This is a genomic window from Mesorhizobium sp. PUT5 (assembly GCF_052216645.1).
GTDB lineage: Bacteria > Pseudomonadota > Alphaproteobacteria > Rhizobiales > Rhizobiaceae > Mesorhizobium.
This window is the reverse complement of the sequence record NZ_JBQOSO010000003.1, coordinates 3,622,421-3,638,936: the sequence shown is the minus strand read 5'-3', so window position 1 is coordinate 3,638,936 and position 16,516 is coordinate 3,622,421. Positions and strand designations below refer to the sequence as shown.

The window sequence follows — 16,516 nt, the reverse complement described above, 5'->3', positions numbered from 1 at the left end:
AGGAAACTTGCCAAAGCCCATCCAGCTTTATGTTCGCTACGTCGAGGCTGTCGGCTACTGGATCGGCCGCTTCGCCATGTATCTCATCTTTCCGATGGGGGCGATCCTGCTCTACTCGACGGTGGCGCGCATCATCCTCGGCTATCCGGTGAACTGGGCACTGGAGATGACGCAGTTCATGCTGTCGGCCTATTACCTGCTCGGCGGCGCCTATTCCATGCAGATCAATGCGCATGTGCGCATGGACCTCTTCTACAGCAACATGAAGCCGAAAACGCGGGCGATCGTCGATTCGTTCACGATCCTGTTCGTCGTCTTCTATCTGGCCGTGCTGTTCTGGGGCGGCGTGTCCTCGACCAATTACTCCATCGTCTACAGCCAGAAGAACTATACGGCCTGGGCGCCGGTCCTGTGGCCGGTCAAGGTCGCCATGACCATCGGCATCTTCCTGATGCTTCTGCAGACCATTGCCCAGTTCTTCAAGGACGTCGCCGAAGCGCGTGGAAAGCCGATCGCATGAGCTCCGAATTCATCACCCTTTTCATGTTCGCCTCGATGCTGATCCTGATGGCCACCGGCCAGCGGGTCTACGGCGTCATCGGCGCGGTCGGCTCGGCGGCGGCATTGTGGCTGTGGGGAACGGGCTCGTTCGAACTGCCCTTCAACGCGGCCTTCCAGGTTCTCAACTGGTACCCGCTGATCACGGTGCCGTTCTTCGTGTTCATGGGCTACATGCTCTCGGAGTCCGGCATCGCCAACAACCTCTACCGCATGTTCCACGTCTGGTTCGGCAATGTGCGCGGCGGGCTGGCGCTCGGCACCATGGGGCTGATGATCGTCATCTCCATGTTCAACGGCCTGTCGGTCGCCGGCATGGCGATCGGCGCCACGGTGGCGCTGCCGGAATTGCTGCGGCGCGGCTACGACAAGGTGATGATCACCGGCGTCATCCAGGGCGGTTCCTCGCTCGGCATCATGGGGCCGCCCTCGGTCGTTCTCATCCTCTATGCGATGATCGCCCGGCAGCCGGTGCTGCAATTGTGGCTGGCCGGCGTCGGCCCGTTCTTCCTGATGGCGATCGTCTTCACGCTCTACATCTACATCCGCTGCCGCATCCAGCCGGAACTCGGCCCGGTCCTGCCGGAAGAAGAACGCGCCAGGATCACCACGCGCGAAAAATTCATCCTGCTGCGCGAGGGGCTTTTGCCGTTCGGCCTGTTCGCCGCCATCATGGGCCTGTTCTTCTCGGGCACCACCAGCCTGGTCGAAACCTCGATGGTGGGCGCGCTTCTGTCGCTGCTCGCGGCGTGGTTCTCGGGGAAGCTGGACCGCCACGTGCTCGAGGAGACGACGCGCAACACGCTGGCCGTTTCGGCGATGTTCCTGTGGATCATCCTCGGCGCCCTCTGCTTCAGCGCCGTCTATGACGGGCTGGGCGCCATCAAGGCGATCGAGGGCCTGCTGCTCAACACCTTCGATCTCAGCCCCTGGGGCGTGTTGTCGATGATGCTGCTTTCCTTCATCATCCTCGGCATGTTCCTGGACGACACCGCCATGCTGGTGATCGTCGCGCCGCTCTACATCCCTCTGGTCAAGCTGCTCGGCTTCGACCTGATCTGGTTCGGCATCCTCTATACGATCACCTGCCAGATCGCCTATATCGTGCCGCCCTTCGGCTACAACCTGTTCCTGATGCGGGCGATGGCGCCGCCGGAAATCACCATCGTCGACATCTACAAGTCGATCGTGCCGTTCTTCTTCCTGATGGTGTTCTGCATGATCATCATCATGGTGTTCCCCGATATCGCGATGTACCTGCCCGACCTTTACTCGGGCAAGAGATGATGACGTTCAGGTTCTTGGGAGGGTCAATGGAACATTGGATGGATAAAACCGCGAGCAGGGTCGGTTCGGACTGGACCCTGCCGGCTGCGATAACGGAACTGATCTAGTCACTTCAACGGGAGAGAGATGAAATGAGCGAAAAAAAACCGATCAGCAAACGAGACTTCCTGCGTAAATCCGTTCTTACTGGCGTGGGCGCCGTCGGCGCGACGACGCTCGCCGCGCCCTATGTGAAGGCGCAGGCGCCGATCAAGTGGCGGCTCCAGACCTATGCCGGCCCGGCGCTCGCCGACCATGTCTGCAAGCCGGGGGTGGAAGCCTTCAACAAGGCCGCGCACGGCGAAATGGTCATCGAGATGTACACCTCGGACCAGCTCGTGCCGCAGGGCGAACTGTTCCGCGCCGTCCAGTCCGGCACGCTGGATGCCGCGCAGAGCGACGACGACTCGGCCGCGGCCCCCGTCGACGTCAAGGTGTTCGGCGCCTATTTCCCGCTCGCCTCCCGCTATTCGCTCGACGTTCCTGCGCTTTGGCACTGGCACGGCCTCAAGGAAATCTGGGAGGAGGCCTACGCCGAAATCCCTGGCGTCACCTGGCTCTCCAGCGGCGCGTGGGACCCGTGCAATTTCGGCACGACCAAGCCGATCAAGTCGATCGACGACCTGAAGGGACTGCGCGTCTACACCTTCCCGACCGGCGGCCAGTTCCTGTCGCGTTTCGGCGTCGTGCCGGTGACGCTGCCCTACGAGGACGTCGAAGTGGCGTTGCAGACGGGCGAACTGGACGGCGTGTGCTGGTGCGGCATCACCGAAATGCACACGGTCGGCTGGGCCAACGCGCTGAAGTACTTCCTCACCAATCCGCTGTCGGGCGCCTGGGCCGGCTCCTATTTCGTCAATACCGACAAGTGGAAGGCGGTGCCGGAACACCTTCAGCAGCTCTTCATGATGTCGATCGACACCTCGCACTACTACCGCCAGCACTGGTACTGGGCGGGCGAGGCCAAGTACCGCAACGAGGGCAAGCTGGAACTGACCACGGTGCCGGCCGACCAGTGGAGGCAGGTGGAGGACGAGGCGACCAAGTTCTGGGACGAGATCGCCGGCCAGAGCCCGCGTTCGGCCAAGGTCGTCGAGATCATCAAGAAATACAATGAATCGATGGACAAGGCGGGCGCACCTTACCGCTACAGCTAACATCCATGACCTGGCAGCCCGGCCGCAGAGCGGCCGGGCTCACCCGTTGAAACAAGGAAGCGGCCGCAGTCGCGGCGGAGAAGAGAATGGCCGGAAAACTATCGTTCGATCAGTTGAAGAAGGCGGTCGCAGACGGCGGCATCGATACCGTGCTGGCCTGTGCGGTCGACATGCAGGGCCGGCTCATCGGCAAGCGCTTCCTGGCGCAGTTCTTCGTCGAATCCGCCTATGACGAGACCCATGGCTGCAACTACCTTTTGGCCGACGACATCGACATGGAGCCGGTGCCCGGCTATCGGGCGGCGAGCTGGTCCAAGGGCTATGGCGACTTCGTCATGAAGCCCGATCTTTCCACCATCCGCCCGGTGCCGTGGCTGGACAAGACCGCGCTGGTGCTGTGCGACGTGCTCGACCACCATGACCACGAGGACCTGCCGCACTCGCCGCGCGGCATCCTCCGGCGCCAGATCAAGCGGCTGCAGGAGCGCGGCTATCTCGCCTATTTCGCTTCCGAGCTGGAATTCTACCTGTTCTCCGAAACCTACGATTCTGCGCGCAGGAAGCGCTGGCACGAACTGGGCACGGCCTCGCCCTATATCGGCGACTACCTGATCGGCATCACCACCAAGGAAGAAGGCTATATGCGCCGCCTGCGCAACGACATGCAGGCGGCCGGCATCCCCGTCGAATGTTCCAAGGGCGAATGGGGGCCGGGGCAGGAGGAGATCAACGTGCGCTACGCCGAGGCGCTGGAGATGGCCGACCGCCACGTCTTCCTCAAGAACGGCGCCAAGGAGATCGCCGACATCGAGGGCAAGGCCGTCTGCTTCATGGCCAAGTACAATTACGGCCTGGCCGGCAGCTCCAGCCACGTCCACAACTCGCTGTGGAGCGCCGACGGCAAGACGCCGCTGTTCTTCGACCGCGAGGCGCCGTGGACGCTGTCGGAACTCGGCCGGCAATGGTCGGCGGGGCAGCTCAAATACGCCAAGGAATACACCTATTTCCTGGCGCCCTACGTCAATTCCTACAAGCGCTTCCAGTCCGGCACCTTCGCGCCCACCAAGATCATGTGGAGCGAGGACAACCGCACCGCCGGCTTCCGCCTGTGCGGGGAGGGCACCAAGGGCATCCGCATGGAATGCCGCATCGGCGGGGCCGACCTGAACCCCTATCTGGCTTTCGCGGCGCTGATCGCGGCCGGGCTTGCGGGCATCGACGAGAGGCTGGAACTGGAACAGCCCTTCGCCGGAGACGCCTACCAGGCGGCGGAACTGGCCGAAATCCCCAAGACGCTCCGCGACGCCACCGAGACGCTGGCCGAATCGCGGATGCTGAAGGAAGCGCTCGGCGAGGACGTGATCGAGCACTATTTGCATACGGCGCGCTGGGAACAGATGGAATATGACCGCCGCATCACCGACTGGGAACTGCACCGGGGCTTCGAGCGGTATTGAGTTCGGCGCCGGCTTCCGCAGCGGAGGCGGCGCAGCAAGGAAGATATGACAATGACTGAGATCGTGAAACTCAAATCCCCCATCGACGGCTCGATCTATGCCGAGCGCGCCGTCGCCGACGACAAGGCGGTCGCCGCCGCGGTCGAGCGCGCGCGCGCCGCGCAGGTCGATTGGGCGAAGACTTCCATCGCCGAGCGCGGAAAATACATGCTGGCCATGCTGGAAGCGCTGGTGGCCATGAGCGACGAGATCGTGCCCGAGATCGCCTGGCAGATGGGCCGGCCGGTGCGCTACGGCGGCGAGTTCGGCGGCGTGAAGGAGCGCGTCTCCTACATGGTCGAGATCGCCGAGCAGGCGCTCAAGCCGGTGCCGGCCTCCAATCCCAAGGACGGCTTCCGCCGCTATGTGAAGAAGGACCCGCTCGGCGTGGTGATGGTGATCGCGCCGTGGAACTATCCGTACCTCACCGCCGTCAACACCATCGTGCCGGCGCTGATGGCCGGCTCCGCCGTCATCCTCAAGCATGCCGCCCAGACGCTGCTGGTGGGCGAGCGCTTCGCGCAGGCCTTCGACAAGGCCGGCCTGCCCAGGGGCGTGTTCCAGAACATCGTGCTCAACCACGCCCAGACGGAGAAGCTGCTCGGCTCGGGCAAGATCGACCATGTCAACTTCACCGGCTCGGTCGCCGGCGGCAGGGCCATCGAGAAGGCGGCGGCGGGCACCTTCATGACGCTGGGGCTGGAGCTCGGCGGCAAGGACCCGGCCTATGTGCTGCCGGATGCGAAGCTCGACCACGCCGTCGCCAATCTGGTCGACGGCGCCTTCTTCAACTCCGGCCAGTGTTGCTGCGGCATCGAGCGCGTCTACGTGCACGAAAAGGTCTATGACCAGTTCGTCGAGGGCTTCATCGCCGAGACGAAGAATTATGTGGTGGGCAATCCGCTGGAACAGGCCACCACCATGGGGCCGATGGCGCAGGCGCGCTTCGCCGACCTGATCCGCGAGCAGAAGGCGGAGGCGCTGCGCAAGGGTGCCACCGCCCACGTCAACATGAAGGTGGACGGGGACGTGCCCGGCTCGCCCTACCTGGCGCCGGAGGTGCTGACCAATGTCGACCACCAGATGAGCGTGATGCGCGAGGAGAGCTTCGGCCCCATCGTCGGCATCATGAAGGTGCGCAACGACGAGGAGGCGGTCGCGCTGATGAACGACAGCCCCTACGGGCTCACCGCCTCGATCTGGACCAGCGACACCGAGCATGCCGTGGCCATAGGCGACCGCGTCGAGACCGGCACGGTGTTCATGAACCGGTGCGACTATCTCGACCCCGCGCTGGTGTGGACCGGCGTGAAGGACACCGGCAAGGGCGCGGCGCTCTCCGCCATCGGCTACGACAATCTGACAAGGCCGAAGAGCTATCATCTCAGAGAAGCTATCTGAGACCTGGAAACTAGGGATGAGGACCGCACCCCCTCATCCGGCCCTTCGGGCCACCTTCTCCCCGACGGGGAGAAGAGACTGGCGGCAGCGCCAGCGCCCTCCTCTCCCCGGCGGGGAGAGGGTGGTTTGCGTCAGCAAACCGGGTGAGGGGGCGTGCATATATCAATCGGGACCTCGCACCTCATGACCAAGCTCGTCTCCAAATGGAATTACCCCACCACCGTGCGCTTCGGCGCGGGGCGCATCAAGGAACTGCCGGAGGTGCTGGAGGCGACCGGCATCAAGCGGCCGCTCTTCGTCACCGACCCGGGGCTGGCCAAGCTGCCGGTGGTGGCCTCGACGCTGAAGATCCTCGACGCGGCCAAGGTGCCCTACGGCGTCTTTTCCGACGTCAAGCCGAACCCGGTGGAATCCAATCTCACCGCCGGCATCGAGGTGTTCAAGAAGGGCAAGCATGACGGCGTCATCGCCTTCGGCGGCGGCTCGGCGCTGGACCTGGGCAAGCTGATCGCCTTCCAGGCCGGCCAGAGCCGCCCGGTATGGGAATTCGAGGACATAGGCGACTGGTGGACGCGCGCGGACGCTTCACAGATCGTGCCCATCATCGCCGTGCCGACCACGGCCGGCACCGGCTCGGAGGTCGGCCGCGCCGGCGTCATCACCCACGAGGCCAGCCACACCAAGAAGGTCATCTTCCATCCGAAGATGCTGCCGCAGATCGTCATCGCCGATCCCGAGCTGACCGTCGGCATGCCGCCCTTCATCACCGCCGGAACCGGCATGGACGCGCTGGCGCACTGCCTGGAGGCCTATTGCGCGCCGGGCTACCACCCGATGGCGGACGGCATCGCGGTGGAGGGCGTGAGGCTGGTGTTCGAAAACCTGCCCAAGGCCTATGCCAACGGCAAGGACCTTGTCGCGCGCGCCCACATGATGAGCGCGGCGGCCATGGGCGCCACCGCCTTCCAGAAGGGGCTTGGCGCCATCCATTCGCTGTCGCACCCCATCGGCGCGCTCTACGACACCCATCACGGCATGACGAACGCCGTGTTCATGCCCTATGTGCTGGCCTTCAACCGCGATGCGGTCGAGGACAAGATCGTGCGCCTGGCCGCCTATTGCGGCATCAGGGGCGGCTTCGACGGCTTCGCCAAGGCGATCCTGAAGCTGCGCAAGGAACTGAAGGTGCCACACACCCTGCCGGGCCTCATCAAGGGGCTGGAGATGGACAAGAAGCGCGCCGGCCTGATCGCCGACATGGCGGTGGTGGATCCGACCGCCGGCGGCAATCCGGTCAAGCTTACCAAGAAGGCGGCGCAAGCCCTGCTCCAGAACGCCATGGAAGGGGCTCTTTGAGCCGTTCGAAAAGCGAGGAGAAACAAAAACGAAAGTTCATGTGCCTCAAGTGAAATTTTGCGCGTGAAACCGAATGCGGACGATTGCCACTTTGCCGGAAACGTAGTTTAGTTTCCGCCAGCGGGACGGAGGTCGGGAGGCACGCGTTCGTTTCACATGATTGTCACTGAGCATCGGTAACCGCATCGCAGGCGCCGGGAGGCGTCAGTACAACGGAGAGACACATGTTCAATTTTGCGGGGAAGATCCTGTCCCTTACCGCCGTGGCGCTGCTGACCACCACGGCCATCGGCTCGGCTCAGTCGATGGACGAGCTGGTCGCCGCGGCGAAGAAGGAGGGACAGCTCACCACCATCGCGCTGCCGCACGACTGGTGCGGCTATGGCGATCTGATCGAGGGCTTCAAGAAGAAGTATCCGGAGATTTCCGTCAACGAGCTCAACCCCGACGCCGGGTCGAGCGACGAGGTCGAGGCGATCAAGGCCAACAAGGACAACAAGGGCCCGCAGGCGCCCGACGTGGTCGACGTGGGCCTCTCCTACGGCCCGCAGATGAAGGCCGACGGTCTGATCCAGCCCTACAAGGTCTCCACCTGGGATTCGATCCCCGACAGCGCCAAGGATGCCGACGGCTACTGGTACGGCGACTATTACGGCGTGCTGGCCTTCCAGGTGAACAAGGACCTGGTGTCCAACCCGCCGCAGGACTGGTCGGACCTCCTGAAGGACGAATACAAGAACGCCGTGTCCCTGGCGGGTGATCCGCGCGCGTCGGCGCAGGCGATTATGAGCGTCTATGCCGCGGGCCTGGCCAATGGCGGCGAGGCGGGCGGCGAGGCTGCGGCCAAGGCCGGCCTCGACTTCTTCAAGGACCTCAACGCCAAGGGCAACTTCGTGCCGGTCATCGGCAAGACGGCGACCCTGGCGCAGGGCCAGACGCCGATCCTGATCTGGTGGGACTACAATGCCCTCTCCAGCCGCGACACGCTGAAGGACAACCCGCCCGTCGACGTGATCGTGCCGAAGTCGGGCGTGGTCGCCGGCGTCTACATCCAGGCGATCAGCGCCTATGCCCCGCATCCGAACGCGGCCAAGCTGTGGATGGAATATCTCTATTCCGACGAGGGGCAGCTCGGCTGGCTGAAGGGCTACTGCCACCCGATCCGCTTCAACGACCTCGCCAAGAACGGCAAGGTTCCGCAGGAACTGCTCGACAAGATGCCGCCGGCCGACGCCTATGCCAAGGCGGTGTTCCCGACGCTTGACGAACAGGCGGCCTCGAAGGACGTCATCACCAAGCAGTGGGACAGCGTCGTCGGCGCCAACGTTCAGTAAGGAACGCGACGGCCGGGCCGCCCCGCGCGGCCCGGCCGTCTCTCGGAATACGAAAATATGACCGACGCCATCGCCTCCGAACCCGCCGCGGTCCGGCAGTCCCTGCCGCCGGCAGCGGCCAGCAGGACCAGGCTGCCGCTGCATTGGCTGGGCGTGGCGCCCTTCTTCCTCTTCGCCCTGATGTTCCTGATCCTGCCGACGCTCTATCTGGTGCTCGGCGCCTTCCAGAACCCGCAGGGGCAGTTCACCTTCGCCAATATCGTGGCGCTGTTCCAGCCGTCGATCATCGCCGCCTACTGGATCTCGATCCGCATCAGCCTGGCCTCGGCCATCATCGGTGCGCTGGCGGGGCTGGCCATCGCGGTGGCCGTGGTGCGCGGCGGCCTGCCGGGCTGGGTGCGCTCGACCACCATGACCTTTTCGGGCGTGGCCTCGAATTTCGCCGGCGTGCCTCTGGCCTTCGCCTTCCTGGCCACGCTCGGCCGGCTCGGCCTCGTCACCATCCTGCTGCGCGACTGGTTCGGCATCAACATCTATGCGCTGGGCTTCAACATCCTGTCCTTCTCGGGCTTGACGCTGACCTATCTGTTCTTCCAGATCCCGCTCATGGTGGTCATCATCGCGCCCGCCATAGACGGGCTGAAGCGCGAATGGGCCGAGGCCGCCGCCACGCTGGGGGCCACCCAGTTCCAGTATTGGCGCATGGTGGCCATCCCCGTGCTGTGGCCGAGTTTCCTCGGAACCGTCGTGCTGCTCTTCGCCAACGCCTTCGGCGCCATCGCCACGGCCTATGCGCTGACCGGCTCCTCGCTCAACATCGTGCCGATCCTGCTCTACGCGCAGATTCGGGGCGACGTGCTGCAGGACCCGCATCTGGGCTATGCGCTGGCCTTCGGCATGATCTTCATCACCGGCGTGGCCAATGTGCTCTACATCTGGTTCCGGACGCGCAGCGAGCGGTGGCTGAAATGAAGAGCAGCCGCATCTGGGCCTGGGTCACCTTCGTTCTCGGCGCCGCCTATTTCTTCCTGCCGCTGATCGGCACCGTGGAGTTTTCGCTGCGCATGCGGCGCGGCGAATATTCGCTCGACGCCTACCGGGTGGTGCTGGGCGACCCGCGCTTCCAGGAAACCTTCCTCTATTCGACGGTGGTGGCCGTCTTCACCATCCTGATCGGCGTGGTGCTGGTGGTGCCGACGGCCTACTGGATCAGGCTGCGCCTGCCGCGCATCCGGCCAGTAGTGGAGTTCATCACGCTGCTGCCGCTCATCATCCCGGCCATCGTCATCGTGTTCGGCTATATCCGCATGTACGGCTCGTCCTCGCCGTTGCCGTTCCTGGCCACCAACCGCGGCGCCGACGTGCTCCTGATGATCGGCTATGCCACTCTGGCGCTGCCCTACATGTACCGCGCCGTCGACACCGGCCTGCGCACCATCGACGTGCGCACGCTGACCGAGGCCGCCCAGGTGCACGGCGCCGGCTGGACCACCATCATCGCCCGCATTATCCTGCCCAACGTGCTGATCGCGGTGCTGTCGGGCGCGTTCCTGACCTTTGCCATCGTCATCGGCGAGTTCACCATCGCCAGCCTGCTCAACCGCCCGGCCTTCGGCCCCTACCTGCAGAACATCGGCGCCAACCGGGCCTACGAGCCGGCGGCGCTTGCGGTGATCGCCTTCGCCATCACCTGGGGCTGCATGTCGGTGATCCAGGTGCTGTCGCGCTTCGCGCCGAAATCGGCCAACAATCCGAACTGATCCGAAAGGGCCCGATGTCCGAAACCTTCCTCAGCATCCAGGGTGTCCGCAAGGCGTTCGGCGCAACCACCGTCGTCAAGGACTTCAACCTCGATGTCGCGCGCGGCGAGTTCGTCTCCTTCCTCGGCCCGTCCGGCTGCGGCAAGACGACGATGCTGCGCATGGTGGCCGGCTTCGAGGAGCCGACGGCCGGACGCATCCTCATCGGCGGCAAGGACGTCACCAACCTCAAGCCCAACCAGCGCAACATCGGCATGGTGTTCCAGGCCTATGCGCTGTTTCCCAACCTGACGGTGGCGCAGAACATCGGCTTCGGCCTCAAGGTGGCGGGGGCGGCCAAGTCCGAGATCGACCAGCGCGTCAAGGAGATGCTGGCCATCATCAAGCTGGAGGAATACGGCGCCCGCTACCCCTACCAGCTTTCCGGCGGCCAGCAGCAGCGCGTGGCGCTGGCGCGGGCGCTGGCGCCCCGGCCCAAGCTGCTCCTGCTCGACGAGCCGCTGTCGGCGCTCGACGCCAAGGTGCGCCTTTCGCTGCGCGAGGAAATCCGCAGCATCCAGAAGAAGCTCGACATCACCACCATCTTCGTCACCCATGACCAGGAAGAAGCGCTGTCGATGTCGGATCGCATCGTGGTCATGTATGACGGCAGGGCCGAGCAGGCGGGCACGCCTTTCGAGATCTACAACCAGCCGGCGACGCGGTTCGTCGCCAACTTCGTCGGCACGCTGAACGTGCTGGACGCCACTGTCGTCGACCCGGCGGCGGGAACCGTGCGCGTCAACGACAACGACATCCCGCTGAAGACGGGAATGCTGAACGGGGCCAAGGCCGGCGACGTGCTGTCGCTCGCGCTTCGCCCGGAGGCGATCGCGCTCGGCGCGCGGCAGGGCAATGACAGCCGGCTTTCCGGCGAGATCGCCGACGTGCATTTCCTCGGCTCGGTGATCCGGGTGCGCGTCGGCCTCGGCAAGGGCCTGGTCTCGCTCGACACGTTCAACAATTCCGCCACGCCGCCGCCCAGGGTGGGCGACAAGGCGCAGATCAGCTTCTCTTCGGGCGACGTGCTGGTGCTGCGCTGATTTTCCTGCGAGCCAGGGCCGCGGCCATGCCCATTTTGCGCCTGCCCTGATCCGGTGCGCTGCCGGGAAGGCAGGGGCTTTTGGCGACATCGCCTGGCCCAGCCGCAAGGGCCGTGCTGCACATTGCATCGATCTGCATGAGAGGTTACTGCCTGCCCGGAAATTGAGCCGGATAAGCAGTGAAGCCGATCCTCTCCGACCTTCTGCGCGATTTCAGCATCGAGGACGACCGCGCCCCTGCGCCGCGGGGGCGCGACGGTCGCCTTGCCGGCCGGGCCATGTGCAAGGCAGGCCGCCCATGAGCGCACTCGTCTTCCTCGCCGTGCTTTCGGCGGCCGCCATGCATGCGAGCTGGAACGCGCTGGTGAAGGTGCATCTCGATCGTTTCCTGTCGGTGACGCAACTGACGCTCGGCATGGCGGCCATGGCGCTGGCGGCGGCGCCCTTCGTGGAGTTTCCCAAAGCCGAGGTGTGGCCGTGGATCGCCGCCTCGGTGTGCTTTCACATGGGCTACAAGCTGTGCCTGATCGGCGCCTACAAGGCGGGCGATCTTGCCCAGACCTATCCGCTGGCGCGCGGAACCGCGCCGCTGCTGGCGGCGCTGGGCGGCATCTTCGTCGTTTCGGAAGTGCCGGGTCCGTTCGCCATACTCGGCATCCTGCTGCTTTCGGCGGGCACGCTGGTCATGTCGTTCCGTGGCGGGAGACATCTGGAAAAGCTCAACCGGCATGCGGTGGGCTTTGCCCTGGCGACCTCGCTGTTCATCGCCAGCTACACGCTCTCCGACGGCAGCGGTGCGCGGCTGGCGGCTTCGGCGTCCAGCTATGCGGTGTGGCTGTTCATCTGCGACGGGGTCTGGTCGCTCGTCCTGTGCCTGGCAGTGCGGGGCACTTCCTGCCTGCGGCCGATGGCGCGCGACTGGAAGTCGGGGCTGGTCACCGGCGTGCTCAGCGGCGGCGCCTACTGGATCGTCATGTGGGCCATGACCAAGGCGCCGATCGCCTCGGTGGCGTCGCTGCGCGAGACGTCGATCCTGTTCGCCATGATGATCTCGGTCTTCGCCCTCGGCGAGAAGATGACGGGATGGCGCGGGGCCGCGGCATTGTCCATCGTGGCGGGCGTGGTGGCGCTGCGCATGGCGTGAGGCGGGCCCGGCGGTCCGCCGCTTGCGGTTTTCTCAGGCCGCGCCGATGCGCAGCAGGTCGTGGAAATGCACCACGCCCACCGGCATGCCGCCCTCCATCACCACCAGCGCGCTGATATTGTGCTTGTTGAGCAGCGCGATCGCGGCGCCGGCGAACATCTGCGGCTCGATCGTCTTCGGCGCGCGGGTCATCACCTCGTCCACGGTCGTCTCGGCGAGGTTGCGGTGCATGTTGCGGGCGAGGTCGCCGTCGGTGATGATGCCGGCCAGGCGCCCGTCCCCGTCTATCACGAATACGCAGCCCACCTTCTTCTGGGCCAGCGTCATGACTGCCTCGGGCATCCTGGTGCTGAGCCGCGCCAGCGGAATCTGGTCGCCGGTGCGCATGATCTCCGAAACGCGCGTCAGGTTGGCGCCGAGCTGGCCGCCCGGGTGGAAGGTGCGGAAATGCTCCGGCGTGAAGCCGCGGGCTTCCAGCAGCGCGATCGCCAGCGCATCGCCCGTCACCAGTTGCAGCAGCGTGGACGTGGTCGGCGCAAGCCCGTGCGGGCAGGCCTCCGCCGCGCGCGGCAGCAGCAGCACCACATCGGCCGCGCGTGCCAGCGCCGAGGACTTGCCAGCGGTGATGGCGACCAACGGGATGGAGAAGCGGCGCGAATAGGCGATGATGCCCTTCAGCTCCGGCGTCTCGCCCGACCACGACAGGGCAATGATGGCGTCGTCGGCGGCGATCATGCCGAGGTCGCCGTGGTTGGCCTCGACAGGATGCACGAAGAAGGCCGGCGTGCCGGTGGAAGCCAGTGTGGCCGCGACCTTGGAGCCGATATGGCCGCTCTTGCCGACGCCGGTGACGATGACGCGGCCGGTGATCGACGAGACGATGCCGACCGCCTCGGCGAAGGGCGCGGCCAGCCCGTCCTGCAGGGCGGCCGCCAGCGCCTCGATGCCGGCCTGCTCGGTGGCCACGGTGCGGAGCGCGGATTCGATCGCCGCCTGCGGATCGGGCTGTGCGTTCTTCAAGGGTCGTGTCTGCATGAAGCATGCGATTAGCGCTTCGGATGCGGCCTGTCCAACTCAATCGCCGCCGCGCCGCTTCCGGGCTTCCCCTCAACCCTGTGTTAACCATCGCCGTTTACGGTTCGGTAAAACTTGGGCGCATGCCGGCAGACAGTGGTGACGATGTCGCGGGGACCTCAGAAGAGCCGAACGGGAAAGGCTGCCCGCGTGCTGTCGCTGGCGGCAGCGGCGCTTGCCTTCCCGCATGCGGGCATCGTTCCGGCCGCAGCGCAGGACACCCAACTGCGCGGCTTCATTTCCGATCCGGCGGTTCAAAACGCACAGACGTCCCCGCCGCCAGCCTACACGCCCGTCAGCCCGGGCGCCGTGGCCGACGCCGCGCAGGCGGATGACGGCACATCCGATTCGCCTGTCCCGGCGCCCCCCAGCGCGCGCAGGACGACCGGCGCGCAGGCTCGGGCGGCGGCGTCGGCAGGGCCTGCCGCGGATGCCGACGAGCCCGAACAGGGAAATCTCCGGACGACGACGGTGGATGCGGCCGAACCGGAGAATTCCGTCGCCCGCGCGGAGCGCACGGGCGCCATCGAGCGGCGGGAGAGGCGTGAGGAGGACAATGCCTTCGAGGCGGTCGGCGTCAGGATGGGCTCCTTCCTCCTGCGGCCGTCGATCGAGCAGGGGGTCAAGGCCACTTCGAACGCGGATTCCAGCGTCGGCGGCAGGCCGGCGGTGCTTTCGGAAACCACGCTGCGCTTCGACGCCGCGTCCGACTGGGAGGGCAATTCGGCCAACGTCAATGGCTACGGCATCTTCCGCAAGACGCTTTCGGGGCAGGAGGTGCAGGACGTCCAGGGCCGCGTCGAAGGAACGCTGGACCTCGACCTCGGCCATGACTGGCGCGCGCTGGCCCGGCTCGGCTACGAGGCTGCGCCCGAGACCGCCGATTCACCGGTCGTCATCGAAGGCACGCTTTCGCAGCCGCTTCGGCAGAGCTTCGACGGCGGGCTCGGCATCCGCAAGGACATCGGCAAGGTGCGCCTCGGGCTGGCGGGTGCCGCCACGCGCGACATCTACGGCGATGCCGACCTTTCCTCCGGCGGCGTGCTTTCGCAGAAGGACCGCGATTCCACGCTCTATACGGTGGCGCTGCGGGGCGGCTACGAGATTTCTCCGGTTCTGACGCCGTTTGCCGAGCTGGAGATCGGCCGCCGTGTCTTCGACCACCGCGCCGACGCAAACGGCTACGAGCGCTCGTCGAACCGGATCGGCGGGCGCGGCGGCCTTGCTCTCGACCTCGGCGAGAAGCTGGGCGGCGAGGTTTCGGCGGGCTGGATTCGCGAGAGCTTCGACGACGACCGCCTGGCGCCGATCTCGGCAGCGACGGTGGCGGCCGACCTGAGATGGTCGCCCGAGCGCGGCACGGTCATCGGCCTGCGCGGAGACACCACGCTGGAGGACACCACCAGCGCCGGCCAGAGCGGGTCCATACTCTATGCCGCACGCCTCTCGGCGGAACGCCGCGTCCGTGCGGACCTGACCGCCAATGCCGAGTTCGGCGCAGGCTGGCGCGACTATCTGGGCTCCGGCGGCCACGACCTCATCTACAGCGCCGAGGCGGGGCTGACCTGGTGGCTCAACCGCTATGCCGGCATCACCGGCCGCGCCCGCCACGAAGCGGTCACCAGCAACCTGCCCGACCGCGACAGCCGCACGAACAGCGTCTATCTCGGCCTAATCCTGCAGCGCTGAATCCATTCAGCGCGGATGAGCGACTACGCTATCCGGCGGCCACCTTGCGCCGGGCCGGCTCCACTTCGGCCAGAAGGGTGCGGATGGAACAGGCCATGCTTTCGTTCATGTCGCTGCGCGACAGGGCGAACGCTACATTGGCCTCGATGAAACCCTCCGGCGAGCCGCAGTCGAATGTGCGGCCGCGGTAGTGATAGCCGTAGAAGGATTGCTGCCTTTCCAGCTTCAGCATGGCGTCGGTGAGCTGGATCTCGTTGCCGGCGCCGCGCTCCTGGCTTTCCAATATGGCGAATATCTCCGGCTGGAGGATGTAGCGGCCGTTGATGTAGAGGTTGGAGGGCGCCGTTCCGGGCTTCGGCTTCTCCACCATTCCGGTGATGCGGAAGCCGGTGGAGGCGTCTTCGCCGCGCCCGACAATGCCGTATTTGTGCGTTTCGGAGGGGTCGCACTCCTCGACGGCGATGATGCTGCCGCCGGTTTCGTTGTAGAGCGCCACCATGTCCTTCATGCAGCCCTGATCGGGCAGGGTGATCATGTCGGGCAGCAGGAGCGCGAAGGGCTCGTCGCCGACCAGTTCGCGCGCGCACCACACCGCATGGCCGAGGCCGAGCGGTACCTGCTGGCGGGTGAAGCTGGTCTGGCCCGGCTGCGGCTGAAGGCGGTGGAGGCGGTCGAGCTGGTCGTCCTTGCCGCGCTCGGCAAGCGTGTGGTTCAGCTCGAACTGGATATCGAAATGGTCCTCGATGACCGCCTTGTTGCGGCCGGTCACGAAAATGAAATGCTCTATCCCGGCCTCGCGCGCCTCATCCACGACATATTGGATGACCGGCCTGTCGACGACGGTCAGCATCTCCTTCGGGATCGCCTTGGTGGCGGGAAGGAAACGCGTACCGAGGCCGGCGACCGGAAAGACTGCCTTGCGTACTTTTCTCATGGACCGATTATCCGTGTGGTTGGCTGCTTCCGCAATGCCCGTTTAACGGGACATTTTCACGCCGGAATTGAGGATTAATGAACAGCCGAAATGTGGCTTTCGGTTAATAAGGGTTGAAGTTGTTTTTCGTTCCCGACATGGACCATGGTAAACCAAATCCTAACCCGGTTCCGGCGATAATTGATCTTCCTGCGACCAAGAAGGA

Annotated in this window: 14 protein-coding genes; 12 read left to right on the top strand and 2 right to left on the bottom strand. The window is 65.3% G+C overall.

Annotation, left to right across the window (positions count from 1 at the left end; genetic code table 11):
* Positions 1-7 precede the first annotated feature (7 nt).
* From ACTDI4_RS19320 to ACTDI4_RS19270, 11 genes are all read left to right on the top strand, one after another.
* Positions 8-520, top strand: coding sequence for a TRAP transporter small permease subunit (locus ACTDI4_RS19320; protein WP_442842686.1), 513 nt, complete (start codon positions 8-10; stop codon positions 518-520).
* A complete protein-coding gene (locus ACTDI4_RS19315; RefSeq protein ID WP_442842685.1) occupies positions 517-1,845 on the top strand; it encodes a TRAP transporter large permease in 1,329 nt (442 codons plus the stop codon). The genes ACTDI4_RS19320 and ACTDI4_RS19315 overlap by 4 nt, the downstream gene beginning before the upstream one ends.
* A 131-nt stretch (positions 1,846-1,976) precedes the next feature.
* Positions 1,977-3,041 (top strand): TRAP transporter substrate-binding protein, encoded by a 1,065-nt coding sequence (locus ACTDI4_RS19310; protein ID WP_442842684.1) that lies wholly within the window; start codon positions 1,977-1,979, stop codon positions 3,039-3,041.
* 86 nt (positions 3,042-3,127) lie between these two features.
* Entirely contained in the window at positions 3,128-4,498 is a 1,371-nt protein-coding gene (locus ACTDI4_RS19305; RefSeq protein WP_442842683.1) for a glutamine synthetase family protein, read from the top strand.
* Positions 4,499-4,549: 51 nt separating this feature from the next.
* Positions 4,550-5,938, top strand: a complete 1,389-nt coding sequence (locus ACTDI4_RS19300; protein ID WP_442842682.1) for an aldehyde dehydrogenase family protein — start codon at positions 4,550-4,552, stop codon at positions 5,936-5,938.
* A 183-nt stretch (positions 5,939-6,121) separates the two neighbouring features.
* Positions 6,122-7,294, top strand: coding sequence for an iron-containing alcohol dehydrogenase (locus ACTDI4_RS19295; RefSeq protein WP_442842681.1), 1,173 nt, complete (start codon positions 6,122-6,124; stop codon positions 7,292-7,294).
* 224 nt (positions 7,295-7,518) lie between these two features.
* The gene (locus ACTDI4_RS19290) at positions 7,519-8,628 is read left to right on the top strand and encodes an ABC transporter substrate-binding protein (RefSeq protein WP_442842680.1); all 1,110 of its coding nucleotides are present in this window, start codon (positions 7,519-7,521) and stop codon (positions 8,626-8,628) included.
* Between the two features lie 180 nt (positions 8,629-8,808).
* Entirely contained in the window at positions 8,809-9,600 is a 792-nt protein-coding gene (locus ACTDI4_RS19285) for an ABC transporter permease (RefSeq protein WP_442843408.1), read from the top strand.
* Positions 9,597-10,388, top strand: a complete 792-nt coding sequence (locus ACTDI4_RS19280; protein ID WP_442842679.1) for an ABC transporter permease — start codon at positions 9,597-9,599, stop codon at positions 10,386-10,388. Before ACTDI4_RS19285 ends, ACTDI4_RS19280 begins: the two co-directional genes overlap by 4 nt.
* 14 nt (positions 10,389-10,402) lie before the next feature.
* The gene (locus ACTDI4_RS19275; RefSeq protein WP_442842678.1) at positions 10,403-11,470 is read left to right on the top strand and encodes an ABC transporter ATP-binding protein; all 1,068 of its coding nucleotides are present in this window, start codon (positions 10,403-10,405) and stop codon (positions 11,468-11,470) included.
* Between the two features lie 298 nt (positions 11,471-11,768).
* Positions 11,769-12,614 (top strand): EamA family transporter, encoded by an 846-nt coding sequence (locus ACTDI4_RS19270; protein WP_442842677.1) that lies wholly within the window; start codon positions 11,769-11,771, stop codon positions 12,612-12,614.
* A gap of 33 nt (positions 12,615-12,647) precedes the next feature.
* On the opposite strand, the gene ACTDI4_RS19265 is transcribed toward ACTDI4_RS19270, so the two are convergent.
* A complete protein-coding gene (locus tag ACTDI4_RS19265) occupies positions 12,648-13,649 on the bottom strand; it encodes a KpsF/GutQ family sugar-phosphate isomerase (protein ID WP_442842676.1) in 1,002 nt (333 codons plus the stop codon).
* Positions 13,650-13,838: 189 nt separating this feature from the next.
* Here ACTDI4_RS19265 and ACTDI4_RS19260 point away from each other — a divergent pair, with 189 nt between their 5' ends.
* Positions 13,839-15,377, top strand: a complete 1,539-nt coding sequence (locus ACTDI4_RS19260) for an outer membrane beta-barrel protein (protein WP_442842675.1) — start codon at positions 13,839-13,841, stop codon at positions 15,375-15,377.
* A 28-nt stretch (positions 15,378-15,405) separates the two neighbouring features.
* On the opposite strand, the gene galU is transcribed toward ACTDI4_RS19260, so the two are convergent.
* A complete protein-coding gene (gene galU / locus ACTDI4_RS19255) occupies positions 15,406-16,311 on the bottom strand; it encodes a UTP--glucose-1-phosphate uridylyltransferase GalU (RefSeq protein WP_442842674.1) in 906 nt (301 codons plus the stop codon).
* Between the last annotated feature and the right edge of the window lie 205 nt (positions 16,312-16,516).